Raw genomic sequence first — 26111 nt, forward strand, 5'->3', positions numbered from 1 at the left:
ATGGGAACGACATGCTGACGGTGTTCGCAGACCTGCCCCTCCTCGCCAAGGTCGTGGTGAGCCAGATCGTGTGGCTCTTCATCCTGATCGCGCTGTTCGTTCCGCTCGAACGGCTGGCGGGGGTCAGTCGCCAGTCGATCCGGCGGCCGCAGATGCTGATGGACCTCGGCTATTTCTTTCTGTCCGGCCTGATCCCCGTCTTCGTGCTGGCCGTTCCGCTCGGAACGGTGGCGGCCCTTTCCAACCAGGCGCTGCCCCAGGCCTATCGCATCTGGATCGTCGGCCTGCCGATCTCCGTCCAGATCGGACTCGCGGTTCTGATCGGCGAGTTCGGCTTTTACTGGGGCCACCGGATCATGCACCAGGTGCCCTGGCTGTGGCGGTTCCACGCCATCCATCACGAACCGGTCAGGATGGACTGGCTGGTCAATACCCGCGCCCATCCGATCGACGTCATCTTCACGCGGATGTTCGGGCTCAGCCTCGTCAACATGGCCGGGCTCGGCACCCCGGGATCGGGATCGGGCAGCATCGTGCCCATCGTCGTGCTGATCATCGGAACCATATGGGGTTTCTTCATCCACGCCAATCTGAACGTCCGGCTGGGCTGGTTCGAGCATATCCTGTCGTCGCCGCGCTTCCATCACTGGCACCATTCGCGGGTCGATCATGTGAACCGCAATTATGCGTCGACGCTGCCGATCTACGACCGCCTTTTCGGGACCCACCATCTTCCCGCGAAGCAATGGCCTCCCAGCTACGGCATCGCGCCGGAGAACCGCCCCGAGATGCTGATCGCCGCGCCGAGTGACGGCGAGGCGGAGACGCTCTCCCCGGCCACCGGCGACGACGGCGGGGCCGCTCAGAACCGCGCGTAGATAAACGCCACGGGGGACGTGGGCAGGACGAAGCAGACGAAGACGGCGCACCCGGCCGCCATCGCCTGCACGGGAGCCGGCCATCGGGCGAAGCGGCCTTCGAGGTCCGGCATCCAGCGGTCCGGCAGGAAGCTCGACAGGGCGGCCAGGCCGAGGACGAGAAACGCAACGTCGCTCACCGGCATTCTGAAATCGCCGAAGTTGGTGAGGCCCGCCAGAATCGACAGGCATTTCTCGACCGTGTCTGCCCGGAACAGGATTCGCGCGAAGGATATGATCGTGAAGGTCGCCGCGATGGCGACGACGAGCCCCGCCCCCTGCGGATCGTCCCGTCGCCCGCGCCGTTCCGTCGACTTGCGGCGATATCGCTCCCAGCAGACGAGAGACCCGTGGATCAGGCCGTATAGCGCGAAATTGAGCGTCGACCCGTGCCACATGCCGATCGCGACGAAGGTGATCAGCAGATTGACATAGACGTTGCCGTATTTCGCCCCGCCGAGCGCGAAATAGAGATAGTCGCGAAAGAAGGACGACATGCTGATGTGCCAGCGCTGCCAGAAATTCGATATCGAGGCGGCGAGATAGGGTCGGGCGAAATTGATGGGAAGCTCGAAACCCATCAGCCGGGCGGCACCGCGGACGATATCGGTATAGCCCGACAGGTCGAAATAGACCTGGAAGCTGTAGGCGAAGATCGCAGTCAGAAGGAAGGGTCCGGCATGGCCTTCGGGATGGGCAAAGGCCGGATTGACGAACTGGTTTCCCAATATGTCGGCGATGACGAGTTTCTTGATGAGACCCTGCGCGATCAGGAAGAGCGCCGTCGACGCCTGGCTTCCGTCGGCGATCCTGATCGGCCGTTCGAGCTGGGGAAGGAAATCCGTTGCCCGGCTGATCGGGCCGACCAGCAGCTTGGGGAAGAAGGTGATGAAGCAGGCATAGTCCAGCGCCGGCGCAGGCTTCTTCAGCCTGCCGCGATGGATGTCGAACGGATAGGACAGCGCCTGGAAGGTGTAGAAGGATATGCCGATCGGCCAGAGGCCGGCGCCGATCCAGTCCTCGAGGATCCGCAAGTCCGGTGCGAGCAGGTTCGGAGCGCCGGGAATCACGGGCAGATATTTGTAGAGGAGGAGCGGCAGCAGGCCGACGATCGTGCCAGCCCATAGCCAGCGGCTTCGTTCCTCATGGTCGGCGGCGGCGAAGATGCGGTTCCCGGTGAAATGGCTGACCGTGCCGACAAAGCCCAATATCAGGATGAACCGGACGTCGTAGGTGGCGTAGAACAGCAGGCTCAGGAGGATGAGCAGCCATTTCTTCGACGTCTCGGACTTTCGCAGAAGCAGCAGGAGGAGACAGCCCGCGATCGTCAGTAGGAAGAAGGCGGGCGATGTGACTTGCATCAGTTCGGTCCCAGGGCCGCAAGAAGATGGGGATAGATCGCCTTCGCCACCGCCTGTTCGCCGAGCGGCGTCAAATGTGTCGAATCGAGGAAATGCCGCCTCCCGCCGGGAACCAGTTTCGATATGTCGACGAAGCGCTGCCCATATTCGGCCGCAACCTCCCTCTGGACGCCGGTCAGGCTTCGCTCGGCGCGGTAGATTCCATCGAGGCTGAAGCAGTCGTCATAATAGGACAGCGCCGTTCGGGCGACCTGCTCCTGCTGGATCAGCGGCATTTCCTTCCGGTAGGCCTTGACGCTGGTGACCATGATCATGTCTATCCCCCGCTGCCGCGCCGTCCTGAACATCGCCCTCAACTCCTCGCGGTAGGAGGCGAGATACGCCGCGTCGAACGTGTCGGGCTTGGCCGGCCCGGACGGGCTCAGGAGGTGGCTGGTCCGTATGGCGATCGTGTTCTTCTTGGTGATATCCCGCAGGAGCAGCGCCTTTTCCAGCGCCGGATAGGGGAGCGCGATCCGCGTATTCGGCCGCACGCGGGACCGCACCTGGCACAGCCCGGCGATATCGTTGGAGCCCGCATAGAGGATGATCAGGCGGGGCCGGAGGTTAACCACCCGTACATCGAGCATGCGGTGCATGTCGTGGAGCCAATAGCCGGGAATACCGGCGTCGATGACGTTGACCGGCCTGTCCGGATAGTGCGCGCGTAATCGGACTGCCAGTCGCTGCGAGAAGGTCTGCTCGTTGGTCGGGGTATAGACGCCCGCGACCGTCGACGCGCCGATCACCGCGATCCGCAGCTCGTTCGGCAAGGGGCGAGCCGGAATGTCGGGACTGCGAAGCCCGTAGCGGTTGGTTCTGATCCGGATGTCGGTCCCACCGATCACGCTGTTCGGTCGATAGACGCTGAGGCCCGTCGCCGGATCGACAATGTAGGTGGAGACTTGCCTCAGCGGGTTGAGCAGGCTGGTGCCGGTCTTGATCTGCGAGCGGATCTGCAGCGCGAGCTCGGCCGACGCTAGGCCGAACGCGAGCAGGCCGATCGCCAGCCAGCCGTTCGGCACGGCGCGCCTCGACGGCTTCCCAAGATCGGTCAAAGGCCCCCCCTTCCCCAATGCTAGTCCCTAACCGGCGTCAGCCCTCGTCCGCCGGCCCTCGGTCGAAAACATCGAGTTCGTGCGCGATCGAGCCCTCGACGAGCATGTCGTAGAGGCGATAGGCGAGCTTGGGCGGAAAGCCGCGGTCATCGGCCACCTTGACGGCATGGGCGATCACCTCCGCCTTGCGTACCTCGTCGCGGACGGCCTCGCGGATCGGCTTGATCCGCGCGGCCGCCTCGATATAGCGCATCCGCTCGGCGAGCAGGCTGACGATCAGCGTGTCGAGGCTGTCGATCGCCGCCCGGACCTCCCCCATCTCGGTGCACTCGGCGGCAGGAACGGCTCTGGGCGGTGCTTTCTCGATCTTCTCGGTCATGCTGCCCCATTAGCGAAGCCGCACAGGCTTGACTATCCGCCTCTTCGCCGTCATAGGCGCGCCTTCGCAATCGGCCCCACACCCCGGTGAAGTGGTGGCCCTGCCGGATCCCCAGAACTTCTTGGCGGAACCGCGCAGCGCGAAATACCGGGATCGACCCCGCCCCGCTTCGGCGACGGCGGGCAACGTTGTAGCGATTGAAGGAAGACATCATGTCGAAGCGCACCAGCGCCAAGTACAAGCTCGACCGCCGCATGGGCGAGAACATCTGGGGTCGCCCGAAGAGCCCGGTCAACAAGCGCGAATATGGTCCCGGCCAGCACGGACAGCGTCGCAAGGGCAAGATGTCGGACTACGGCATCCAGCTCAAGGCGAAGCAGAAGCTCAAGGGCTATTATGGCGACGTCACCGAGAAGCAGTTCAAGCGGAACTATACCGAAGCTTCGCGGATGAAGGGCGACACCTCGCAGAACCTGATCGGCCTGCTCGAGCGCCGCCTCGACGCGGTCGTCTACCGCGCCAAGTTCGCGCCGACGATCTTCGCCGCCCGCCAGCTGGTCAGCCACGGCCACATCCGCGTCAACGGCGTGAAATGCAACATCGCGTCGCGCCAGGTGAAGCCGGGCGACGAGATCACGCTCGGCTCCAAGGCGCAGGAAATGGCGCTGGTCCTCGAGGCCCAGGGCCTTTCCGAGCGCGACGTCCCCGAATATATCGCCCAGGACGGCGGCGCGAAGGTCACCTTCGTGCGCGTGCCGACCCTCGACGAGGTGCCCTACCCGGTTAAGATGGAGCCGAACCTGGTCGTCGAGTTCTACTCGCGCTGATCGGTCTCCGGATCGGAACAAGCGAAGGGCGGCCCTCGGGCCGCCCTATTGCGTTCAGGCCTGTCGCGCCCGAAGCGATCGCGCGCCTGCCCGATCGATCGCCCCCGATCGTTCGCCTCAGGGCGCGTAAGCGCGCAGGAAGACGTTCGCGGCCATGTCCGCATCGGCTTCGATCTGCGCCGCGTCGACCAGATCGATCCGCCCCAGCAGCAGTTGCTGGTGGTTGTTATACAGGCACATCGCGATCAGCAGCTTCGCCGCCTGCCGGGGATCGCCGCGGCGAAGCCCCCCCTGCTCCATCGCCATATCGATGAAATCGCCCAGCAGCCGGGTCATCGTGTTCGGCGCGCGCTGGTAGAATATCTCACCGATCTCGGGGAAACGCCCCGCCTCGGCATGGATCAGCCGGTGGAGAGAGACCGATGGCGCACTCGTCACCTTTTCGATGAAGCGCCGGCAGAAGCTGCGCAGTGTCGCCTCGACGTCCGATCCCGGCTTCAGCAGCGATATGATCTCCCGACGGAAGTCCAGCGTCGCCTGATCCAGCACGGCTTCGAACAGCGCTTCCTTGGACGGGAAGTAACTCCACAATGTCGCCTTGGAGCCACCGACCGCGGCTGCGATCCCCGACATGGTCGTCGCCGCATAGCCATGCTGCAGGAAATAGGAACGCGCGACGCCGATGATCGCATCGCGGCGATCGAGCTTCCTCGCCTCGCGGCGACTCAGGAGCGGCTTATCCTCGTCCATATTCATACCGTACTATATGGTACAGTTTTAGATTGACAAGAGGCGAGGCCAAGCGCACATCGCCGACGATACCAGACAGTACGGTTTTCTTGATGCGCCCGAGTCGCCCAATCCCCTTCCGATCCACCGCCGCCCTCGGCCTCCTGTTGTCGCTCGGGGCTTGCGCCTCGGTGCCCGATCTCGGTGCGCGCGCCGAACTGCGCACATCTGCCAGCATCGCCGCCGAGCAGAGCTTCGCGGCATCGAGCCGGGCCAACTGGCCGGTCGACGCATGGTGGCGCAGCTATGGCGATCCGCAACTCGCCCAGTTGATCGAAGAGGGGCTGCAGGACTCGCCCGACGCGGCCGCCGCCGCCGCCCGTTTCCGCCGCGCCCAGGGCCTGGCCCAGGCCGCGGGTGCGCCGCTGCTGCCCTCGATCGGGGTTCAGGCGGGCGCCGGGTTGCAGAAGCAGAGCTACAACCTCGGCATCCCTCGGCAGTTCGTGCCCAAGGGCTGGCAGGACGTCGGCCAGGCGTCGGTCGATCTCTCCTTCGATCTCGACCTGTGGGGCCGCAACCGTGCGGCGCTCGCGGCGGCAACGTCGGAAGCGGAGGCCGCGCGCATCGAGCAGGATCAGGCCCGGCTGATGCTCGCGACCACGATCGCCTCGACCTATGCCGATCTCGCGCGCCTCCATGCCGAACGCGACGTGCTTGCCGCCGCGCTCGATCTGCGGTCGACCACTCAGAAGCTGGTGTCCGACCGGGTCCGCAACGGACTCGATACGCGCGCCGAGCTCAAGCAGGCCGACGCCGCCGTACCCAGCGCCCGCGCCGACCTCGCCGCCGCCGACGAGGCGATCGCGCTGACCCGCAACCAACTCGCCGCGCTGGTCGGCGCGGGCCCGGATCGCGGCCTGACCATTGCGAAGCCCGCGCTCGCCATGCTCCAGCCACCCGGCCTGCCGATGCAGGTGACCACCGATCTGATCGGCCGCAGGCCCGACATCGCCGCCGCCCGCGCGCGCGCCGAAGCCGCCGCCAGCCGGATCAAGGTCGCCCATGCCGACTTCTTTCCCGCCATCCGCCTCGGCGCGCTGGTCGGCGTCCAGTCGCTAGGTCTCGACAATCTGACCAACAGCGGATCGACCTATAGCAATGTCACGCCGTCGATCAGCCTGCCGATCTTCCGGGGTGGTGCGCTGAGCGGACAATATCGCGGCGCGCGCGGCAGTTATGACGAGGCGGTCGCGCTCTATAACGGCACCGTCCTCGCCGCCTATCGCGAGGTCGCGGACGCAGTGACCAGCCAGCGCGGTACGGCCGACCGGCTCGCCCAATCGCGCCAGGCGCTCTCCGATTCCGAGGAAGCTTATGCCGTTGCGCGAAAGCGCTACGAAGGCGGCCTCTCGACCTATCTCAACGTGCTGAGCTCGGAAGAGAAGCTGCTCCAGGCGCGTCGCGCGGTCGCCGATCTCGATGCCCGCACGTTCGCGCTCGACGTCGCGCTCGTCCGCGCCCTCGGCGGCGGCTTTACCGCCGCACCCTCCACCCGACCGAGCGCCCCCGCCAAGGAAAACCCCAATGGCTGATGCCGATCCCGTGAAGACCAATGCCGACGTCACGGAGGACATGGCCGCCGAGGCGCAGAAGGAGGCCCGCCTCAAGGCGCGCAAGACCTGGCTTACGCGTCTCGCGATCGGACTGGCGGTCATCGCGCTGCTTTATGCCGTCTGGTATTTCCTCGTCGGACAGAACCACGTCAGCACCGACAATGCCTATGTGAACGCCGAAGTGGCCCAGGTGACACCATTGATCTCGGCGCAGGCGGTCGAAGTGCGGGTCAGCGACACCATGGCGGTCAAGCGCGGAGACATTCTCGTCCGGCTCGACGATGCGAACATGCGCATCGGCCTCGCCCAGGCGGAAGCCGAACTGGCCCGCGCGCGGCGCATGTTCCGTCAGGGCAGCGCCACCAGCAGCGCCCTGTCGGCACAGGTCGACGCCCGCCAGGCCGACATCGCCGCCGCCCAGTCCGATTTCGACAAGGCCCGCATCGACCTCGACCGCCGCCTCGCCCTCCAACCCTCCGGCGCGGTTTCGGGCGACGAGCTGACGAGCGCGCGCAACGCCTTCAACGCCGCCCGCGCCAAGCTTTCCCAGGCCCGCGCGAACCAGGGGGCAGCGGCCGGCGAACTGGCCGCGAACCAGGCGCTGATCTCCGGCTCCACGGTCGAGACCGACCCGATGGTGCTGACCGCCAAGGCGAAGCTCGAGGCCGCAAGGCTCGACTATGCCCGCTCGATCATCCGTGCGCCGATCGACGGCGTCGTGACCCGCCGCCAGGTCCAGGTCGGCCAACGCGTCACCCAGGGCACGCCGATCATGATGATCGTCCCGGTGACGCAGGTCTATGTCGACGCCAATTTCAAGGAACGCCAGCTGCGCAAGGTGAAGCCGGGCCAGGCGGCCGAGCTCACCGCCGATCTCTACGGCGGCGACGTCGTCTATCACGGCAAGGTGGTGGGCTTCTCGGGAGGCACCGGATCGGCCTTCGCACTGATCCCGGCCCAGAATGCCACCGGCAACTGGATCAAGGTGGTGCAGCGCCTGCCGGTGCGGATCGCGCTCGATCCGAAGGAACTGGCGGCCCACCCGCTGCGCGTCGGCCTGTCGATGGAAGTCGATATCGACGTATCGGCCAACTGATCCACCATGACAGGGTCGAACCCCTACGACCTCGTCACCGGCCGGAAGCGCTTCGTCGCCGGGCTGGCACTGGCGTCGGTCAACCTGATGGTCGTGCTCGACATGACCATCGCAAACGTCTCGGTCCCCCATATCGCAGGCAATCTGGGCATCTCACCCAGCCAGGGGACATGGGTGATCACCTCCTACGCGGTGGCCGAGGCCATCTGCGTGCCGCTCACCGGCTGGCTCGCCCAGCGCTTCGGATCGGTTCGCGTCTTCATCCTCAGCATCCTCGGCTTCGGTCTCTTCTCGGTGTTGTGCGGCCTGTCGACGACGCTTGGCATGTTGGTCGCCTGCCGGATCGGCCAGGGTCTGTCAGGCGGGCCGCTGATCCCGCTGACCCAGACCCTGCTGATGCGCATCTTCCCGCCCGAAAAACGCGCCAGCGCGATGGGATTATGGGCGATCACGACGCTGGTCGGCCCCGCGCTGGGGCCGATCCTCGGCGGCTGGATCAGCGACAATTGGAGCTGGCACTGGATCTTCTTCATCAATGTGCCGGTGATCCTGTTCAGCGCGGGGGTGACCTATTCCCTACTGAGAGGGGTCGAGACGCCGACCGAGAAGCTGCCGATCGACCGGATCGGCCTGGGCCTGATGGTGCTGTGGATCAGCGCGCTGCAGATCATGCTCGACATCGGCCGCGAGCATGACTGGTTCGCCGATACGACGGTCCTCTCGCTAGGCCTGTTCGCCGCGGTCGTCTTCGTCGTCTTTGTAATCTGGGAGCTGACCGAGGAACATCCGATCGTCGACCTGCGCGTGTTCCGGCATCGCGGCTTCACCATCAACGCGCTCACCTTGTCGCTCGGCTTTGGCACCTATTTCGCCGGCATCGTCGTGATTCCGCAATGGATGCAGCTGTCGCTGGGCTTCACCGCCACCTGGGCCGGCGTCGCCACCGCCTTCACCGGCATGGCCGGCGTTCTGGTCGGCCGTTTCGCCCCAATGCTGATCACCAAGATAGATGGCCGCATCGTCCTGTCGGGCGCGCTGGTCTGGGCGGGCGCCGCGACCCTGCTACGGTCGAACTGGACGAGCGGCGCCGATTTCTGGACGCTGGCCCTGCCGCAGCTCATCATGGGCTTCGGCATGCCCTTCTTCTTCGTGACCGCGACCTCGCTGTCGCTCAGCGCGGTGCCGCCGAAGGAACTGGCGTCGGCCGCCGGGCTTCAGAACTTCCTGCGGATCATGGCGATCGCGGTGTCGACCTCGATCGTCATGACCTACTGGAACGACCAGGCACGGGTCAGCGGCAGCGATCTCGCGGGCAAGCTCAATCCCGACACACCGGGCGGCATGGTCGGCGGCTTCTCGATCGAACAGTCGCGCGTTCTGATGGCGCAACTCGTCGACCGCGAGGCGCTGACGGTCGCCACCGACAAGGTGTTCCTGCTGGCGGGATTGCTGATGTGGGTGATCGCCGCCTTCGTCTGGTTTGCACCGAAACCGAAACGGCCCGCCGGCCCGATGACCGGCGGGCACTGACAATCAGGACTGCGGAGCCGGCAGCGGGTCCAGCCCTTGCTCCATCGCGTCCTCGACCTTCTCCAGCCAGACGAACTCCAGCTTCTCGCGCGCATTGGCGGGGATGTCGTCATAGTCGCGGCGGTTGCGCGCGGGCAACATGACACGGGTAATCCCCGCGCCGGCCGCCGCCACCACCTTTTCCTTGATCCCGCCCACGGGCAGCACCAGCCCGCGCAGCGAAATCTCGCCCGTCATCGCGGTGTCGCTGCGCACGGTGCGGCCGGTCAGCAGCGAGGTCAGCGCCAGATACATGGCGACGCCCGCACTCGGCCCGTCCTTGGGCGTGGCCCCGGCAGGGACATGAACGTGGATGTCGCTCTTTTCGAACGACGCCGTGTCGATGCCGAGCGCAACCGCGCGGCTCTTGACCAGGCTGAGCGCCGCCTGGGCGCTTTCCTTCATCACGTCGCCGAGCTGGCCGGTCAGGATCAGCCGCCCGTTGCCGGGCATCTTCGTCGCCTCGATGAACAATATGCCGCCGCCCACCGGGGTCCAGGCGAGCCCGGTCGAGACGCCGGGCACGCTCGTGCGCTGCGCCACCTCGTCCTCGAAGATATGGCCGCCGAGAACCTCGACGACGTCCTCCTCGCCGATCTTGACGTGGGTATCGCTGCCCTCGGCGATGCGCACCGCCGCGTGGCGGATCACCTTGCCGATCTCGCGCTCCAGGTTCCGCACCCCCGCTTCCCGCGTGTAGAAGCTGATGATCGCCTGCAGCGCGGCATCGTCGATCTCGACCTGCTCCGCGCTCACCCCGTTCGCCTCGAGCTGGCGGCCGACCAGGTAGCGGCGGGCGATATGGAGCTTCTCCTCCTCGGTATAGCCGGGGAGCGAGATCACCTCCATGCGGTCGCGCAGCGGCCCGGGGATGGTGTCGAGCATGTTGGCGGTCGCGATGAACACGATCCGGCTGAGGTCGAACGGCACCCCGAGATAATTGTCGCGGAAGGTGCCGTTCTGCTCGGGGTCGAGCACCTCCAGCATCGCCGCCGACGGATCGCCCTGGACGCCGCGGCCCAGCTTGTCGATCTCGTCGAGCATCATCACGCAGTCGCGCGTGCCCGCCTTTCGGATCGCCTGGATGATGTTGCCCGGCAGCGCGCCGATATAGGTGCGCCGATGGCCGCGTATCTCGGCCTCGTCATGGACGCCGCCCAGGCTGACGCGGACGAACTCGCGCCCCATCGCCTTGGCGATCGACTGGCCGAGCGAGGTCTTGCCGACCCCCGGCGGGCCCGCGAAGCACAGGATCGGCGCCTTGCTCTCGGGCGCCAGCTTGCGGACCGCCAGATATTCGATGATCCGCTTCTTGATCTTCTCCAGCCCATAATGGTCGGCGTCGAGCTGGGCCCGCGCCTCGGCGATGTCGATGTCCTTGTGCTCGGGCAGCGCCCAGGGCAGCTCGGTCAGCCAGTCGAGATAGGTGCGGATGATGCCGTGCTCGGCCGCGCCGTCGGGCATGCGCTCGAGCCGGCGCAACTCCTTCGTCGCCTGCTTCTCGACCTCCTCGGGCATGCCGGCGCCGGCGATCGCGTCCCTGAGTTCGGCGATCTCCGCCGAATTGCCCTCATCCTCGCCGAGCTGGCGCTGGATCTCGGCCATCTGCTCGCGCAACAGGTGCTCGCGCTGACGATTGCCGAGCTTCTCCTGCACGCCCTTGCCGATCTCGGCCGACAGGCGCAGCACCTCGAGCCGCTGGGCAAGCAGCGCCATGACCTTGTCGAGGCGCGGTTGCAGCGCGACCGTCTCCAATATGTCCTGCTTCTCGTTGGCGCCGATATCGAGATAGGCCGCGGTCAGGTCGGCGAGCGCGCCCGGCGCCGCGATCGTGCGGATCGCATCGGCCAGGCCCTGCGGCGCCTGCGGCAGCAGGCCCACCGTTTCCAGCGCCTGGTTGCGCAGGTTGATGAAACGCGCCTCGACCTCGGTACCCTCGGGCGCGGGCTCCTCGATGCGCTCGATCCGGGCGACGAGGAACGGCCAGCCGTCGAGGAATTCGACGACGCGGAACCGCGTCTCGCCCTGGACGATCAGGTGATGGGTCTCATCGGGTCCGGTGATGTAGCGCAGCACGTTGGCGATGGTGCCCATGCGATGCATGTCCAGCGGACCGGGCTCCTTCGCATCGGCGTCGCGCTGGGCGAGGACCCCGACCGGGCGGCTCTCGCGAACCGCCGCCTGCGCCGCGTTGATCGAGACCGGGCGGCCGATCGCGAGCGGCATCACCACCTCGGGGAACATCACGAAGTTGCGGACCGGCACGATGATCATCGCGTCGGCGGGAAGTTCGGGCAGGCGGGGACCGGTGTCGGCCGGCGCCTCGCTCGTTTCCATCGTCTTGCTGTCGGCCAGATCGGTCATCGCCGCAGCCCTCCATTCACCTTGTTCAACGTCACGAGCAGGCATCCATGCACGCTCGACCTGCGGACCGAGTCGTAGCGCCCGGGCGGTAGCGGCAGGCGCCGCTCGAACCGGCCTTGCGGCAGTTCGAGCCGATGGATCTTGGCGATGCGCAGCTCGGGCGGCAGGATGCGGTAACCGCGCACGACCAGCACGCCTTCGTCGATGAACGCCTCGGTCTGGTCGAGATCGACCCCGGGCAGCGCCACCAGCACGAGCAGTTCGGCCTCGGTTTCCAGCATGTCGGCCGGCGGTTCCCAATTGGGGGCGCCGCCGCTCGCCTTCGCCGGGGCGAAAGCCTGCTGATGCAGGCGTTGCACCCGGTCGATCAGGTCGACGGCTTCGGCCCACATCCAGTCCCGCGATCGGCCAGAATTCATGTGACGTCCTCTCTCGGCGGCCGGGTGGTGCCGTTGGGCACGGCCGCTCCCCTGTAATAAGGAAACGCCGACCCTCGATTTCAAGCCATGGCCGAAACAAGCGCCGCGTCGCCCGATCGACGCGGGCCGGGCGACGAAGTTCCGGTCGATGCTACCGGATGCCTCGAAAAATGCCGTTGCCGCGCCGTCTGGCGCATCAGGCGCGATAGGCGAGCGCTACCGCCCCGAGCGGCCCGGCCATGGCGCCGAGCCCGGGCGGCCCGACGATGTCGGCCAGTTCCGCCGCGCCGATCCCGGCGAGATAGCCGCCGAGCAGGTCGGCGGTGCGGGCCCGCAACCGATCGAACAGCCTTTCGCGCTTCTGGAAGACGCCGCCGCCGATCAGGATGCGTTGCGGCGACAGGGTCAGCATCAGCACCGCGATCGCCTCCGCCATCTCGGCGACGACCTCATCCCAGACCTGATCGTCGTCGCCGACCCGGTCGCCCGGCATGCCGGTGCGCGCGGCGATCGCGGGTCCCGAGACGAGTCCTTCGAGGCAATCGCCATGGAAGGGGCAGACCCCGGCGAAGCGGTCGCCGGGGGCGCGGCGGACGCGAATATGGCCGAGCTCGGGATGGATCAGTCCGTGGATCGGCTTCCCGTCGACGAGCACCCCGCCGCCGACCCCCGTCCCGATCGTCATATAGACGAGCAGCCGATCGCCCTGCCCCGCTCCCCAGCGATGCTCGGCGATCGCCGCCCCGGCGACATCGGTGTCGAAGCCGATCGGCACGCCGAACCGCTCGGCGAAATGGCCGACGAGGTCGACCTGCTGCCAGCCGGGCTTGGGCGTGGAGGTGATCCAGCCGTAATCGGGCCGGGTGCGATCGAGGCCCACCGGCCCGAAGCTGGCGATGCCGATCGCCGCGACCCGGCCATGCTCGGTCTGCCAGGCATCGATCTGGTCGCCGAGCGCGGCGAGCGTGGTGGCCGGCGATTCGGTCGGGAGGCGCGCGCTGGCCAGCACGTCGCGCCCCCGCGCAACCAGGGCTATCGCCTTGGTGCCGCCCAGTTCGATCCCGGCGACGAGCCGATTCTCATCCATGATCGTCAAAGCCTTGCTCCTTCGCCGACGTCCGGCCCGGCACCGCGTCCCAACGCATGGATCGCCGCGAGGCTGCGGTCGGTCCGAGAGCATAGCGGACAGGCTTTCGATCCGCAGCATCGGTCTGACGGAGGGGCGGCAAAGCCTTCCTTTGCTGGGCGGAATCCGGTTCCGAACCTATTTCTTCCGACCCCGATAGTTATTTTTGCACCGGCACGAACGCTCTTCGCACTTGCAATATATGTTACCGGTCGGTACCTGAGGCTGTAACGTACCGTTCTGTTACATTTTGCCTGCACAGGGATACGCAACATGTACCTCTCCGAACTCAAGGGAGATCCCGTCGGGCTGCCCGAAGCCGAGCAGCCGACGGAGACCCCCCGCTTCACCCGCAAGCGCGCCGCTTATGCCGCGCTTCCGATCGCCGGTCTGATCCTGTTCGGCGCCTATGGCCTGGTCGGACACGACAAGGCGCAGGCCGACACGCAGCCACTGCCGACCGTCACGGTCAGCCAGCCGGTCCAGCGTTCGATCGTCGAATGGGACGATTATGTCGGCCGCTTCGAGGCGAGCCAGGCCGTCGAGATCCGCCCGCGCGTATCGGGCGCGCTGACCGGCATCCACTTCAAGGACGGGCAGATCGTCCGCAAGGGCCAGCTGCTCTTCACGATCGATCCCCGCCCCTTCGCGGCGTCGCTGGCCGAAGCCCGCGCGCGGGCAGCCAGCGCCGCGACCGCGCTGTCGCTGGCCCATGCCGACCTCGCCCGCGCCAACCGCCTGATCGCCGACCAGGCGGTCAGCGCCGAGGAAGTCGACTCACTGCGAGCCCGCGTGCAGTCGGCCGAGGCCGCGGTGGCGGCGGCGCGCGCCCAGGTCCAGGCCCGGCGGCTCGACGTCGAGTTCACCCAGGTCCGCGCGCCGATCACGGGCCGGGTTTCGGACCGGCGGGTCGACATCGGCAACCTCGTCTCGGGCGACGCGGCGGCCAGCGCCACCGTGTTGACCACCGTCAACGCGCTCGATCCGATCTACTTCAGCTTCGACGGATCGGAAGCGCTCTACCTCAAGCAGCGGCGCCAGAAGGACGGCAGCGACCGGGTCGAGATCCGCCTGCAGGACGAATCGGGCTATCGCTGGAAGGGCAAGGTCGACTTCACCGATAATGCCCTCGACAATGGGTCGGGCACGATCCGGGGCCGGGCGGTCGTCGACAACGCCGATTATTTCCTGACGCCGGGCATGTTCGGCAACATGCGGCTCGCGGCCGGCGGCGCGCATCAGGCGCTGCTGGTCCCCGACGCGGCGGTGGTCAGCGACCAGGCGCGCAAGGTCGTCTATGTCGTCACCGGCAAGGATGGCAGCGTCGAAGCCCGTCCGGTCGAGGCGGGCCCGCTGATCAACGGCCTTCGGGTGATACGGTCGGGGCTGAAACCGAAGGACCGGGTGGTGATCTCGGGCCTGCAGTTCGCCGCCACCGCGCCCCAGGTACAGACCATCGCCGGTCGGATCGAGGCCGCCACCGCCACTGTGGCGGCCCCCGCCGTCTCGGCCCCGATATCGTCACAAGCGACGCTGGCGGCAGCGCGCTGAACCTACGCACAACCGCCTTCGCGGCGGGGTGACGTCCTTCCGGCGGAAGGGCGATCGGCCCCGTTCGCGCCGGCAGAACAGGGAATGAGGCCATGCGCCTGAGCCACATCTTCATCAAGCGGCCGATCTTCGCCGGCGTCATCGCCGTGGTGATCACGATCGTCGGCGCGCTGGCCTTCTTCGGCCTGCCGATCTCGCAATATCCCGAGGTCGTCCCGCCGACCGTCACGGTCAGCACCACCTATCCCGGCGCCTCGGCCGAGACGATCGCCGACACCGTCGCCTCGCCGCTGGAGCAGGAGATCAACGGCGTCGACGACATGCTCTACATGTCGAGCCAGGCGACCAGCGACGGCCGCCTGACCATCACCGTCACCTTCAAGCTGGGCACCGACCTCGACGAGGCGCAGGTGCTGGTCCAGAACCGGGTCGCGCTGGCCGAGCCGCGCCTGCCCGAGGACGTGCGGCGCCAGGGCGTGGTGACGCGCAAGACGTCGCCCGACTTCATCCTCGTCGCCAACCTGATCTCGCCCGACAACTCGCTCGATCGCGCCTATGTCTCCAACTATGCGCTGACCCAGATGCGCGACCGGCTCGCCCGGATCGACGGCGTCGGCGAGGTGCGGCTGTTCGGCGCGCGCGACTATGCGATGCGGATCTGGATCGATCCGGGCCGCGCCGCCGCGCGCAACCTGACCGCGGGCGAGATCGTCGCCGCGCTACGCGCCCAGAACGTCCAGGTTCCCGCCGGCGCGATCGGCAAGCCGCCCGAGGCGACCGGTGCCTATGAGCTCAACGTCGAGACGCAGGGCCGCCTCGACACGCCCCAGCAATTCGCCGACATCGTCATCAAGTCCGACGAGCAGGGCCACCTGACCCGCCTGAAGGATGTCGCGCGGGTCGAGCTGGGCGCCGAGGACTATGGCATCAACATGTATCTGAGCGGCCAGCCGTCGCTCGGCATCGCGGTGTTCCAGCGCCCCGGATCGAACGCGCTGGCGACCGCCGACGCGGTCCTCGCCGAACTCAAGCTGATGTCGGAGAAATTCCCGCGCGGCCTCGACTACAAGGTCATCTACAACCCCACCAACTTCATCCGCGAGTCGGTGAACGCGGTGCAGCACACCCTGCTCGAGGCGGTGGTGCTGGTGGTGATCGTGATCCTCGTCTTCCTGCAGAGCTGGCGGGCGGCGATCATCCCGGTGATCGCGATCCCGGTCTCGCTGATCGGCACCTTCGCGGTGCTGGCGGGCGTCGGCTACTCGCTCAACAACCTGTCGCTGTTCGGCCTCGTCCTCGCCATCGGCATCGTCGTCGACGACGCGATCGTCGTGGTCGAGAATGTCGAACGCAACCTCGAACATGGGCTGAGCCCGATGCAGGCGTCGTTCCGGTCGATGGAGGAGGTCTCCACCGCGCTGGTCGCGATCGTGCTGGTGCTGTGCGCGGTGTTCGTGCCGACGATGTTCCTGACCGGGCTGACCGGCGAATTCTATCGCCAGTTCGCGGTCACCATCTCGTCGGCGACGATCATCTCGCTGGTGCTGTCGCTCACCTTGTCGCCGGCGCTCGCCGCCCGGCTGCTCAAGCCGAAGGCCGAGCACATGCCCGCCGGGGGCTGGCGCCGGATGATCGCGGTGGGCGCGCAGCGCTTCAACGCGGGCTTCGACAAGCTGAGCAACTTCTACGCCACGAGCACGCGCAAGCTGCTCGCCCGGCCGAAGCGGGTGCTCTTCTCCTATGTCGGCTTGCTGGCGCTGACCGCGGCGGTGTTCGGCGCGACCCCGGTCGGCTTCATTCCGTCGCAGGACCAGGGCTATCTGATGACCGCGATCTTCACCCCGCCCGGCACCTCACTCGCGGCGACCGACGCGACGATGCAGGCCGTCGCCAAGAAGATGCTGAAGATTCCCGGCGTGAAGGGTTCGGTGATGCTCGCCGGCTTCCACGGGCCGAGCGGCACCAGCGCCTCCAACGCGGCGGTCGCCTTCCTCGTCTTCGACAGCTTCGAGGAGCGTGCGAAGAACGGCATGACCGAGGCGAAGATCCTCGCCGAGGCCAGCCGCGTCGCGCAGGGCTTCGACCAGGGCCGCATCTTCGTGCTCAAGCCGCCGCTGATCCGCGGCATCGGCACCGGCGGCGGCTTCAAGATGATCCTCCAGGACCGTTCGGGCCAGGGGCTCGAGAAGCTCAACCAGGTCGCCTGGGGCATGATCGCGGAGGCGAACAAGGACCCCAATCTCAAGATGGTCTACACCAATTTCGAATATGGCGTCCCGCGCCTCTATGCCGATGTCGACCGCGCCAAGGCCGACATGATGGGCGTGCCGCCCAGCCGGATATTCGAAGCGCTGCAGGTCTATCTGGGGTCGGCCTATGTCAACGACTTCAACCTGCTCGGCCGCACCTATCGCGTGACCGCGCAGGCCGACCTGCCCTTCCGCGACGATGCGGGCGACATCCAGCAGCTCAAGACCCGTTCCAATTCGGGCGGGATGGTGCCGCTGGGCGCGGTCTCGACCGTCGAGGATCGCAACGGCGCCTATCGGGTGATCCGCTACAACCTCTTTCCGGCGATCGAGATCGAGGGCGACGTGGCCCCGGGGCACAGCAGCGGCCAGGCGCTGGCGGCGATGGACGCCCTTGCGGCCAAGCTGCCCGCCGGCGTCGCGACCGAGTGGACCGAGGTCGCCTTCCAGCAGAAGCTGGCCGGCAACGCCGCGATGATCGTCTTCGCCGCGGCGGTGCTGTTCGTCTTCCTGGTGCTGGCGGCCCAGTTCGAAAGCCTGATGCTGCCATTGGCGATCATCCTGATCGTGCCGATGACGCTGCTGGCGGCGATGCTGGGCGTCAACCTGCGCGGGATGGACAACAACATCCTGACACAGATCGGGCTCGTCGTGCTGATCGGCCTGGCGGCGAAGAACGCGATCCTGATCGTCGAGTTCGCCAAGCAGGCCGAGGAGGAGGGGCTGTCGCCGGCCGAGGCGGCGGTGCGGGCCGCCAAGGACCGGCTGCGGCCGATCCTGATGACCAGCTTCGCCTTCATCCTCGGCGTGGTGCCGCTGGTGATCGCGACGGGCCCGGGCGCCGAGCTGCGCCAGGCGCTCGGTACGGCGGTCTTCTCGGGGATGCTGGGCGTGACCTTCTTCGGGCTCGTCTTCACCCCGACCTTCTATGTCGCCACCCGCAGCCTTTCCGACCGCTTCGCCAGGCGGTTCGGCAAGGGTGCGAACGGCCGGGACGCCGACGGCACCGCCGCCGTCCCCGCCGAATGAGGGAGGAAACCATGTTCAGGAAGCTCCTGCTCGCCGGATCGGCGCTGCTGACCGTCGCCGCCGCCGGACCGGACTATGTCCGCCCGGCGACCCCGGCCAGCGCCGACGGCGCCTTCGTCAAAGCCCCCGCGGCTCCGGTCACCCAGGCCGAGCCCGAACAGGCCTGGTGGCGGCTCTACCAGGATCCGGTGCTCGACTGGCTGATCGCCGACGCCTTCGCCGCGAACACCGACATCCGGGTCGCGGTCGCCAATCTCGACCGTGCCCGCGCCTTGCTGCGCGAGAGCCGGTCGGATCGGTTGCCGCAGACCAGCATCGGCGCCGGCGCGACCTATGGCCGCCTGCCCGAAAGCCAGCGTGCGCCGGGTGCCCAGCGCGACGACTGGTCGTTCGACGCCGGCCTGTCGGTATCCTACGAGGTCGACCTGTTCGGCCGGGTCGGCCGTTCGATCGAGGCTGCGCGCGGCGACGCCCAGGCGGCCGAGGCGGCACGCGACGCGGTGAAGGTGGCGATCGCCGCCGAGACCGCGCGCGCCTATGCCGACGCCTCCTCGGCGGTCGAACGGCTTTCGGTGGCCGAACGCACGCTGGGGCTGCTCGACCAGGTCGTCACCCTGACCGGCAAGCGCTTCGAGGCGGGCCGCACCTCGGCGCTCGACGTCTCGCGCGCCTCGGCGCTGCGCGAGCAGCAGCGCGCAACACTGTCGCCCCTTCGCGCCCAGCGCGACGCCGCGCTGTTCCGGCTCGCCACCCTGACCGGACGAGCGCCGGCCGACCTTCCGGCCGAGGTCGGCGAGCGCAAGCTGACCCTCCGGTTAGACCGGCCGATCCCGGTCGGCGACGGGCGCGGCCTGCTCGCCCGCCGCCCCGACGTGCGCGAGGCGGAGCGCAGGCTCGCCGCCGAAACCGCGCGTATCGGCATCGCCACCGCCGATCTCTACCCGCGCATCTCGCTCGGCGGTTCGGTCGGTTCGACCGGTCCCTCGATCGGCGACCTGTTCGGTGGCGGCCCTCTGCGCTGGCTGCTCGGCCCGCTGCTGAACTGGAACTTCCCCAACCAGGAAGCGGGCCGGGCGAAGATCGCCCAGGCCAGGGCATCGACCCGGGCGGCGCTCGCCGGCTTCGACGGGACGGTGCTACGCGCGCTGGAGGAGACCGAGACGGCGCTGTCGGCCTATGGCCATGAGCTCGAGCGGCGCGAAGCGCTGCGCGAGGCCGCGGCCCAGGCCCAGACCGCCGCGAACATCAGCCGCGCCCAGCTCCGCGAGGGGCGCGTCGACTTCCTGATCGTGCTCGATGCCGAGCGGACCTCGGCCAGCGCCGACGCCGATCTCGCCGCCTCCGACGCCCGCGTCGCCAACGCGCAGGTCGACCTGTTCCGCGCGCTCGGCGGCGGCTGGCAGGTCGAGGCGACCAAGGTGGCGGCGCGCTAATAGCCTTGTCAGGACGGCGCAAACATGACCATGCACCGGACACAGCGGAGATAACCGACACTGATTGACCGACGCTGCGGCCAAGCCAAGCTGACAGGACATGAAATGGGCCAATTGCGGACCGCCAACAAGCGTCACAAGCGCGCATTCGCCGCCGAGGCCAGCAAGGCCGCCGAAACCGCACCGGTCGAGAAGGCGAAGCCGGCGAAAAAGAAGAAAGCCGCCTGACGACGGACATCGGCCGGAGACACGGATGACCCGATATGCGATCGCCGCAAGCTTGGCCCTTCTGGCTTTGCCGGGCTGCGGCGATCGCCTGTCGGAAGCCGCGAAGGAAGCGCCGGTCGCGCCGTCGGCGGTTTTCGAAGGCTTGCCCCTCTCGGGCAATCTGGCGACCGCGCTCGCCGCGGGCTTCGGCAACTGCCTGGAGGACACCAAGGGCATCCGCTGCCGCAAGGAGGGTGTGACGCTGCTCGGGGTCGGGCCGATCTCGGCCGCGGTCGACCTTACCGGCACGCCTGCGCGCTTCGACCATGTCACCTTGTGGCATCCGGCCGACCAGGGCCTGGTGCTCGACGTCAAGCCTCTGCTCGAACGTTCGGGCTGGCGATCCTGCCTGACCCCAGATGCCGAGCGGCTTTGGCACCCGCCGTCGCCGCTGCGCATCGCGATCGACACCAACTATTGGGGCAGCCGCCGGCTCGTGGTCAGCGCGCCGCCGCCGGCCGCCGAGCCATATTGCTGATCCGCGCAGCCGAACGACCTGACATCGACCGATTCCGCTTTCGCGGGACCCGTAGACGCGTAAGTTCGTTCCGCAATCTTACGGAGAGGGCAAGACCGTAACGCCATGATGTAACGGGCATTCGGAGGGGCTTCGGCGACATATCCATGCGCATCGCGACGATCACCAACTGGGCTTACGGGATCACCCTGCTGCTGACCTTCGGATCGGGAGCCGCTTTCATGGCGGCGGTCCGCGCCGACGATCAGGAACGCTTCGCCGTCGAACGGCGGTCCGACTACATACGGATCGCAGAGGACATCGAACTGATCGTCGAACGCATGACCGATCAGGCCCGGCTCTACGCCATGCGCGGAGAGGCCCGGCACAAGGCCAAATGGCTCAGCGATCGCGACGGCACCAGCATCGCCGAGCGGGCGCTGGTCAAGCTGGCCGCGCTGCCGATCCTGGGCGCGGAGCGCCAGACGTTGCGCGCGGCCGAGGGGGACATGGAGCGGATCGCGGCGATCGAGACCGCCGCGATCGCCGCCGTCGACCGCGGCGACCGGGCCAGCGCGCAGGCGCTCCTCTACGGTAACGACTATCTCGCGCTGGATGCGGCGCTCGACCAGTCGCTCAACCGATTCAAGTCGGAGATGAGCGAGCGTGCCGGCCAGACGCTCGCCGCCGCCCGCGCCCGCGCCGATCGCTGGGACGACGTGGCTCGGACGATGCTGGCGCTGACCGGGATCCTCTTCCTCGCGGTCCTCTATTTCATCCTCTCGAAGCGCGTCGCCCGCCCGCTCGCGCATATGAGCGACGTCGTCACCCGCATGGCCGACCGCGACTTCGAGGCCGACCTGCCCGACGACCGGCACAGCGACGAGATCGGCGATGTGACCCGCGCGCTGCGCCTGTTCCGCCGCAACAGCATCGAGCGCGAACGGCTCGAACGCGAGCGTGACGAGGATCGCCGGATCAAGGACCTGGTCGCGCGGATGATGCACCGGATGCAAGGCTGCGACGTCGAGGCCGAGCTGGCCGACGTCGTCGCCTGCTATGCGCCGCAGATCTTCCCCGATCTTGCCGGCCACATCTTCGTCTACGACCATGCGCGCGGCCGGCTGGCGACGATCGGCCGCTGGCTGGAACCGGCGCTGAGCGTAACCGATTTCGCGCCGTCCTTCTGCTGGGGCCTCAGACGCGGCCATTCCCACCGAAGCAACGCGGCGGGCGAGGACATCTGCTGCCAGCATATCGGCGATATCGACGGGCAGGATTGCCTGTGCGTCCCGTTGATGGCGCAAGGCGGCACCGTCGGCATGCTCTATTTCGAGGCGCAGCGGGGCGACGGCCGCTATGCCGAACGCGACATCTATATCGATCTGATGTCCGAGAATATCGGCCTGGCGCTCGCCAACATCCAGCTGCGCGCGACGCTGGGCGCGCTGGCCACCCGCGATCCGCTCACCGGCCTGTCGAACCGCCGCCACCTCGACGAGGTGCTGAACGTCGAGCGGGCGCTCGCCGAAAGCGCGGGCACGCCGCTCGCCTGCCTGATGATCGACATCGATCACTTCAAGCGTTTCAACGACCAGTTCGGCCATGATGCCGGCGACCTCGTCATGCAGCATGTCGCCCAGGTGCTGAAGAGCCAGACCCACGACCGCGACCTGCCCTGCCGCTATGGCGGGGAGGAATTCGCTATCCTGCTGCCGACGCGCGACAGCGCCGCCGCCGCCCAGCGCGCCGAGCAGATCCGCCAGACGATCCGCAAGGTCGCCCTCGCCTATCATGGGCGCTCGCTACCGCCGGTGACGGTGTCGATCGGCGTCGCCGCCTATCCGATGGAGACCGACGGCGCGAGCCTGCTCAGCGTGGCGGACGGGGCTCTGCTCGCCGCGAAGGAGGCAGGACGCGACCGGGTGGTCATCGCCGGGAGCGGGACGCCGGGGCCGACGACGCTGGTCGGGGCGGCGGACTAGGACGATTCGCACCGCTTGCCAGGTGTATTACTCAGCTATATGACCTCCGCATCCTATCCATCCGCAAAGGATGACCGATGAAGAAACTGCTCGCGGCCGTCGCGCTGGCCGCTCTGTCCGCTCCGCTCATGGCCGCCGCGCCGACCGCCGAACCGGTGCCGCTCGGCATATTGTCGGACGCGGCGACGCCGGTCGCCTACCGGCTCGACCTGACGGTGGATCCCGACAAGGAGCGCTTTTCCGGCCATGCCGAGATCGATGCGACGCTGAAGCGCGAGACCCGGTCGCTCTACCTCCACGGCCGTTCGCTGAGGGTCGCGAGCGTGACCGCAAGGGCCGACGGCAGGACCGTCAAGGCGAGCTACAGCGAGGTCGATGCCTCGGGCGTCGCGCGGCTCGACTTCGCCGCCCCGCTGCCTGCGGGCAAGGTGACGCTGGTGTTCGACTATGACGCGCCTTTCGGCGACGGCGCCTCCGGCTTCTACCGGGTCAAGGTCGCCGACCAATGGTATGCCTGGACGCAGTTCGAATCGATCGACGCCCGCGCCGCCTTCCCTGGCTTCGACCAGCCCGGCTACAAGACCCCGTTTACCGTCTCGCTGACCACCAAGGCCGGCCAGGTCGCGATCGGCAACGCGCGCGAACTCCGCACCACGAAGGTCGGCGACCTCGTCCGCCACGAGTTCGAGGCGACCCGGCCGCTGCCGACCTATCTGGTCGCCTTCGTCGTCGGCCCCTTCGCCACCGCGACCGGCGCGGCGCCGCCGACGCCCGAGCGCAAGGCGCCGCTGCCGATCGGCATCGTCGGCACCCAGCCCTACAAGGACAAGCTCGGCTTCGCGCTGGAGAACACCGGCCCGATCGTCTCGCTGCTCGAGAAATATTTCGGCACCGCCTTCCCCTTCCCCAAGCTCGACCAGATCGGCTCGCCGGTGATGCCGGGCGCGATGGAGAATGCCGGCGCCGACATCTATGGCGACACCATCCTGCTGCTCGACAAGGGCGCGTCGACCGACCAGAAGAAGACCTTCGGCATGGTCGTCGCGCACGAGCTGTCGCACCAATGGTTCGGCGACCTCGTCACCCCCGCCTGGTGGGACGACCTCTGGCTCAACGAGAGCTTCGCCAACTGGATGGGCTACCGTATTGGCGACGAGTGGCGCCCCGATCTGAAGATCGGCGCGGGCGCGATCGACGAAGCGTTCGCGGCGATGAACGTCGACGCGCTCAAGGCCGGCCGGCCGATCCACCAGCCGATCAAGACCAATGGCGAGATCGACAGCGCCTTCGACCAGGTCACCTACGGCAAGGGCGGCCAGGTGGTGGCGATGATCGCCGCCTATCTGGGCGACGAGAAATTCCGCGAGGGCGTCCGTCTCCACCTCAAGCGCTATGCCTATGGCAACGCCACCACCGACCAGTTCTTCGGATCGCTGGCCGACGCGTCGCACGACCCGCGCGTGCTCGAGGCGCTCAAGAGCTTCGTCGACCAGCAGGGCGTGCCGGTCGTCCGTATCGAGCGCACCCCCGGCGGCTTGTCCGTCAGCCAGAAGCGCTATGCGCTGCTCGGGACCGAGCTGCCGCGGCAGGGCTGGATCATCCCGCTCTGCGTCCGGGTCGGCGAGGCGCGCGACTGTTCGCTGCTCGACAAGGCGTCGGCCACCGTGCCGATCACGGCGAACGGCGCGATCATGCCCAATGCGGGCGGCACCGGCTATTATCGCTTCTCGCTGCCCGACGCCGAATGGAAGGCCCTGATCGCCCAGGCCGCGAGCCTGCCGCCGGGCGAGGCGCTGGCGCTGACCGACAGCCTGTGGGCGGGGTTCCGCGCGGGCGAGGTGGCGCCGTCGCTGCTGCTCGACGCGGCCAGGGCAATGGCCGCCAACGATTATTCGGTGGCGGCGATCGACGGCGGCCTGCGACTGGCGGGACTGCGCCAGCGCGGGATGATCTCCGGCGATGCGATCAAGGGCTATCGCGCCTTCATGGCGGGCGTCTACGGGCCGAAGCTGGCCGCGACCGGTTTCGATCCGCGCGCCGGCGTCTATGCCGACGACGACGGCGACCGGCAAAAGCTGCGCGCCGACCTCGTCACGCTGGTCGCGGGCGAGGCCGAGGACAAGGCCTTGTCCGAAAAGCTGAGCGTCGCCGCCAAGGCGTGGCTCGACGGCGACAAGGCCGCGCTCGACCAGGCTTTCTTCGGGGCCGGCCTCGGTGCCTATGTCACCACCGGCGGCGACGCGGCTCTCGCGGCACTGTTCGAGAAGGCGGTGACGAGCGACGACACGCTGTTCCGCGACAGCGCGATGGGCGCGCTCGGCGGGACCAACCGCGCCTCGGCCGGACGCTGGCTGCTCGATCATATGGGCGACAAGCGCCTGCGCAGCGGCGATCGCACGACGTTGATCCAGCTGATGGCGCTCGAGCCCGAGACGCGCGAGATGGCCTATCGGTGGATGGTTGCCAACTATGCCGATCTGGTGAAGAACAGCGGCATCTTCGTCGCGTCGCAGCTCCCCGCCGTCCCGGTCCGCTATTGCTCGGCCGAGAAGGCTGCGGCGGTCGAGGCCGCGCTACGGCCCGAGATCGCCCGCTACCAGCGCGGCGCGCTGTCGCTCGACCGCACGGTGGAACAGATCAACAGCTGCGGCGTGCTCGAAGCCAAGCGCGGTGCCGAGATCCAGGCGATGTTCAACTAAGGTGCGCGCCCTAGCTGAACACCACCGTGGTCGCGCCGTTCATTAGGACGCGATCCTCGAGGAAGGCGCGCACCGCGCTGGCGAGCACGCGCCGCTCGATGTCGCGGCCCTTGCGGACGAGGTCGTCGGGCGTATCGCGGTGGCTGACCCGTTCGGTGTCCTGTTCGATGATCGGCCCCTCGTCGAGGTCGGCCGTCACGAAATGCGCACTGGCGCCGATCAGCTTCACCCCGCGCGCATGCGCCTGGTGATAGGGCTTGGCACCCTTGAAGCCGGGCAGAAAGCTGTGGTGAATGTTGATGCAGCGTCCTGACAGGAAGGCCGCCAGATCGTCGGACAGGATCTGCATGTAGCGGGCCAGCACGACGAGCTCGGCGCCACTCTGATCGACGATCGCCTTGATGCGCGCTTCCTGGTCGGCCTTGCTGTCGCGGCTGACCGGGAGGAAGTGGAACGGGATGTCGCCGAAATCGAGATGGGCATAGGTCTCGCGCGGATGGTTCGAGACGATGCCGACCGGTTCCATCGCGAGTTCGCCGATCTTCCAGCGATAGAGGAGGTCGGCGAGACAATGATCGAATTTGCTGACGAGCAGCAGGACCTTCTTCCGCTCGGTCGAGGCGCGAAAACGATGATCGAGGCCATGGTCGGCGGCGACGGGCGCGAAGCCCGCCTCGAGCTGTTCGATCGTGGCGCCGCCGACCAGCGCGAACTCGACCCGCATGAAGAAGCGGCCGGTCAGCAGGTCGTCGAACTGCTGCGCCTCGAGGATGTTCGCACCATGTCGGGCCAGCGAGGTCGACACGGCAGCGACGATCCCCGGATGGTCGACGCAGGACAGGGTGAGAATATGGGTCTCGGCCACGACAGCTCCTCATGCGGCCGACATGCCGCGCGCAGCGCTTGGCCGCCGCGGTCCGGCCGGTCAAGTCCCCCCTGTCGGA

The 26111-nt window shown here is 67.6% G+C and carries 19 protein-coding genes; 11 read left to right on the forward strand and 8 right to left on the reverse strand.

All coding sequences use genetic code 11. From position 1 onward, the window contains the following. Window positions 1–11 precede the first annotated feature (11 nt). A complete protein-coding gene (locus tag ASE22_RS12870; RefSeq protein WP_056359857.1) occupies window positions 12–878 on the forward strand; it encodes a sterol desaturase family protein in 867 nt (288 codons plus the stop codon). On the opposite strand, the gene ASE22_RS12875 is transcribed toward ASE22_RS12870, so the two are convergent. Genes ASE22_RS12875 through ASE22_RS12885 form a run of 3 tightly spaced genes read right to left on the reverse strand, consistent with a single transcriptional unit; the run spans window position 863 to window position 3754 of the window. Further along, the gene (locus ASE22_RS12875) at window positions 863–2278 is read right to left on the reverse strand and encodes an MBOAT family O-acyltransferase (RefSeq protein ID WP_056359861.1); all 1416 of its coding nucleotides are present in this window, start codon (window positions 2276–2278) and stop codon (window positions 863–865) included. The two genes, ASE22_RS12870 and ASE22_RS12875, sit on opposite strands and share 16 nt — an antisense overlap. Next, the gene (locus tag ASE22_RS12880) at window positions 2278–3375 is read right to left on the reverse strand and encodes an SGNH/GDSL hydrolase family protein (protein WP_162257093.1); all 1098 of its coding nucleotides are present in this window, start codon (window positions 3373–3375) and stop codon (window positions 2278–2280) included. The genes ASE22_RS12875 and ASE22_RS12880 overlap by 1 nt, the downstream gene beginning before the upstream one ends. A 37-nt stretch (window positions 3376–3412) precedes the next feature. Next, window positions 3413–3754 carry a chorismate mutase gene (locus ASE22_RS12885; RefSeq protein WP_056359867.1) on the reverse strand — a complete coding sequence of 114 codons (342 nt, stop codon included), beginning with the start codon at window positions 3752–3754 and terminating at the stop codon, window positions 3413–3415. Window positions 3755–3966: 212 nt separating this feature from the next. On the opposite strand from ASE22_RS12885, the gene rpsD reads away from it, so the two are divergent. Next, window positions 3967–4581, forward strand: a complete 615-nt coding sequence (gene rpsD / locus ASE22_RS12890) for a 30S ribosomal protein S4 (RefSeq protein ID WP_056361191.1) — start codon at window positions 3967–3969, stop codon at window positions 4579–4581. A gap of 117 nt (window positions 4582–4698) precedes the next feature. On the opposite strand, the gene ASE22_RS12895 is transcribed toward rpsD, so the two are convergent. Next, window positions 4699–5331 carry a TetR/AcrR family transcriptional regulator gene (locus tag ASE22_RS12895; RefSeq protein WP_156397304.1) on the reverse strand — a complete coding sequence of 211 codons (633 nt, stop codon included), beginning with the start codon at window positions 5329–5331 and terminating at the stop codon, window positions 4699–4701. Between the two features lie 92 nt (window positions 5332–5423). On the opposite strand from ASE22_RS12895, the gene ASE22_RS12900 reads away from it, so the two are divergent. Genes ASE22_RS12900 through ASE22_RS12910 form a run of 3 tightly spaced genes read left to right on the forward strand, consistent with a single transcriptional unit; the run spans window position 5424 to window position 9549 of the window. After that, window positions 5424–6902, forward strand: coding sequence for an efflux transporter outer membrane subunit (locus ASE22_RS12900; RefSeq protein WP_056359873.1), 1479 nt, complete (start codon window positions 5424–5426; stop codon window positions 6900–6902). Further along, window positions 6895–8019, forward strand: a complete 1125-nt coding sequence (locus ASE22_RS12905; protein WP_056359876.1) for an HlyD family secretion protein — start codon at window positions 6895–6897, stop codon at window positions 8017–8019. The genes ASE22_RS12900 and ASE22_RS12905 overlap by 8 nt, the downstream gene beginning before the upstream one ends. Window positions 8020–8025: 6 nt before the next feature. Beyond that, window positions 8026–9549 (forward strand): DHA2 family efflux MFS transporter permease subunit, encoded by a 1524-nt coding sequence (locus ASE22_RS12910; RefSeq protein ID WP_056359880.1) that lies wholly within the window; start codon window positions 8026–8028, stop codon window positions 9547–9549. Between the two features lie 3 nt (window positions 9550–9552). Here the strand turns inward: ASE22_RS12910 and lon are convergent, their stop codons facing one another. From lon to ASE22_RS12925, 3 genes are all read right to left on the reverse strand, one after another. Continuing rightward, a complete protein-coding gene (lon, locus tag ASE22_RS12915) occupies window positions 9553–11952 on the reverse strand; it encodes an endopeptidase La (protein WP_056359882.1) in 2400 nt (799 codons plus the stop codon). Continuing rightward, window positions 11949–12344, reverse strand: a complete 396-nt coding sequence (locus ASE22_RS12920) for an Hsp20/alpha crystallin family protein (RefSeq protein WP_200933219.1) — start codon at window positions 12342–12344, stop codon at window positions 11949–11951. The genes lon and ASE22_RS12920 overlap by 4 nt, the downstream gene beginning before the upstream one ends. A gap of 223 nt (window positions 12345–12567) precedes the next feature. Further along, on the reverse strand, window positions 12568–13458 hold the full coding sequence (locus ASE22_RS12925) for an ROK family protein (protein WP_056359888.1): 891 nt from the start codon (window positions 13456–13458) through the stop codon (window positions 12568–12570). A 312-nt stretch (window positions 13459–13770) separates the two neighbouring features. Between ASE22_RS12925 and ASE22_RS12930 the strand changes: the two genes are divergently transcribed. From ASE22_RS12930 to ASE22_RS12955, 6 genes are all read left to right on the forward strand, one after another. Further along, entirely contained in the window at window positions 13771–15048 is a 1278-nt protein-coding gene (locus ASE22_RS12930; RefSeq protein WP_056359891.1) for an efflux RND transporter periplasmic adaptor subunit, read from the forward strand. A gap of 92 nt (window positions 15049–15140) precedes the next feature. Then, a complete protein-coding gene (locus ASE22_RS12935) occupies window positions 15141–18326 on the forward strand; it encodes an efflux RND transporter permease subunit (protein WP_056359894.1) in 3186 nt (1061 codons plus the stop codon). Window positions 18327–18337: 11 nt separating this feature from the next. Further along, the gene (locus tag ASE22_RS12940) at window positions 18338–19759 is read left to right on the forward strand and encodes an efflux transporter outer membrane subunit (protein WP_056359896.1); all 1422 of its coding nucleotides are present in this window, start codon (window positions 18338–18340) and stop codon (window positions 19757–19759) included. A 253-nt stretch (window positions 19760–20012) separates the two neighbouring features. Then, the gene (locus ASE22_RS12945; protein ID WP_056359901.1) at window positions 20013–20504 is read left to right on the forward strand and encodes a hypothetical protein; all 492 of its coding nucleotides are present in this window, start codon (window positions 20013–20015) and stop codon (window positions 20502–20504) included. 146 nt (window positions 20505–20650) lie between these two features. Then, window positions 20651–22468 carry a sensor domain-containing diguanylate cyclase gene (locus ASE22_RS12950; RefSeq protein ID WP_056359904.1) on the forward strand — a complete coding sequence of 606 codons (1818 nt, stop codon included), beginning with the start codon at window positions 20651–20653 and terminating at the stop codon, window positions 22466–22468. 77 nt (window positions 22469–22545) lie between these two features. After that, a complete protein-coding gene (locus tag ASE22_RS12955) occupies window positions 22546–25167 on the forward strand; it encodes a M1 family metallopeptidase (RefSeq protein WP_056359906.1) in 2622 nt (873 codons plus the stop codon). Between the two features lie 10 nt (window positions 25168–25177). Here the strand turns inward: ASE22_RS12955 and purU are convergent, their stop codons facing one another. Then, window positions 25178–26032 (reverse strand): formyltetrahydrofolate deformylase, encoded by an 855-nt coding sequence (gene purU, locus ASE22_RS12960; protein ID WP_056359909.1) that lies wholly within the window; start codon window positions 26030–26032, stop codon window positions 25178–25180. Window positions 26033–26111 lie beyond the last annotated feature (79 nt).

The organism is Sphingomonas sp. Root720, from assembly GCF_001428605.1.
Lineage (GTDB): Bacteria > Pseudomonadota > Alphaproteobacteria > Sphingomonadales > Sphingomonadaceae > Rhizorhabdus.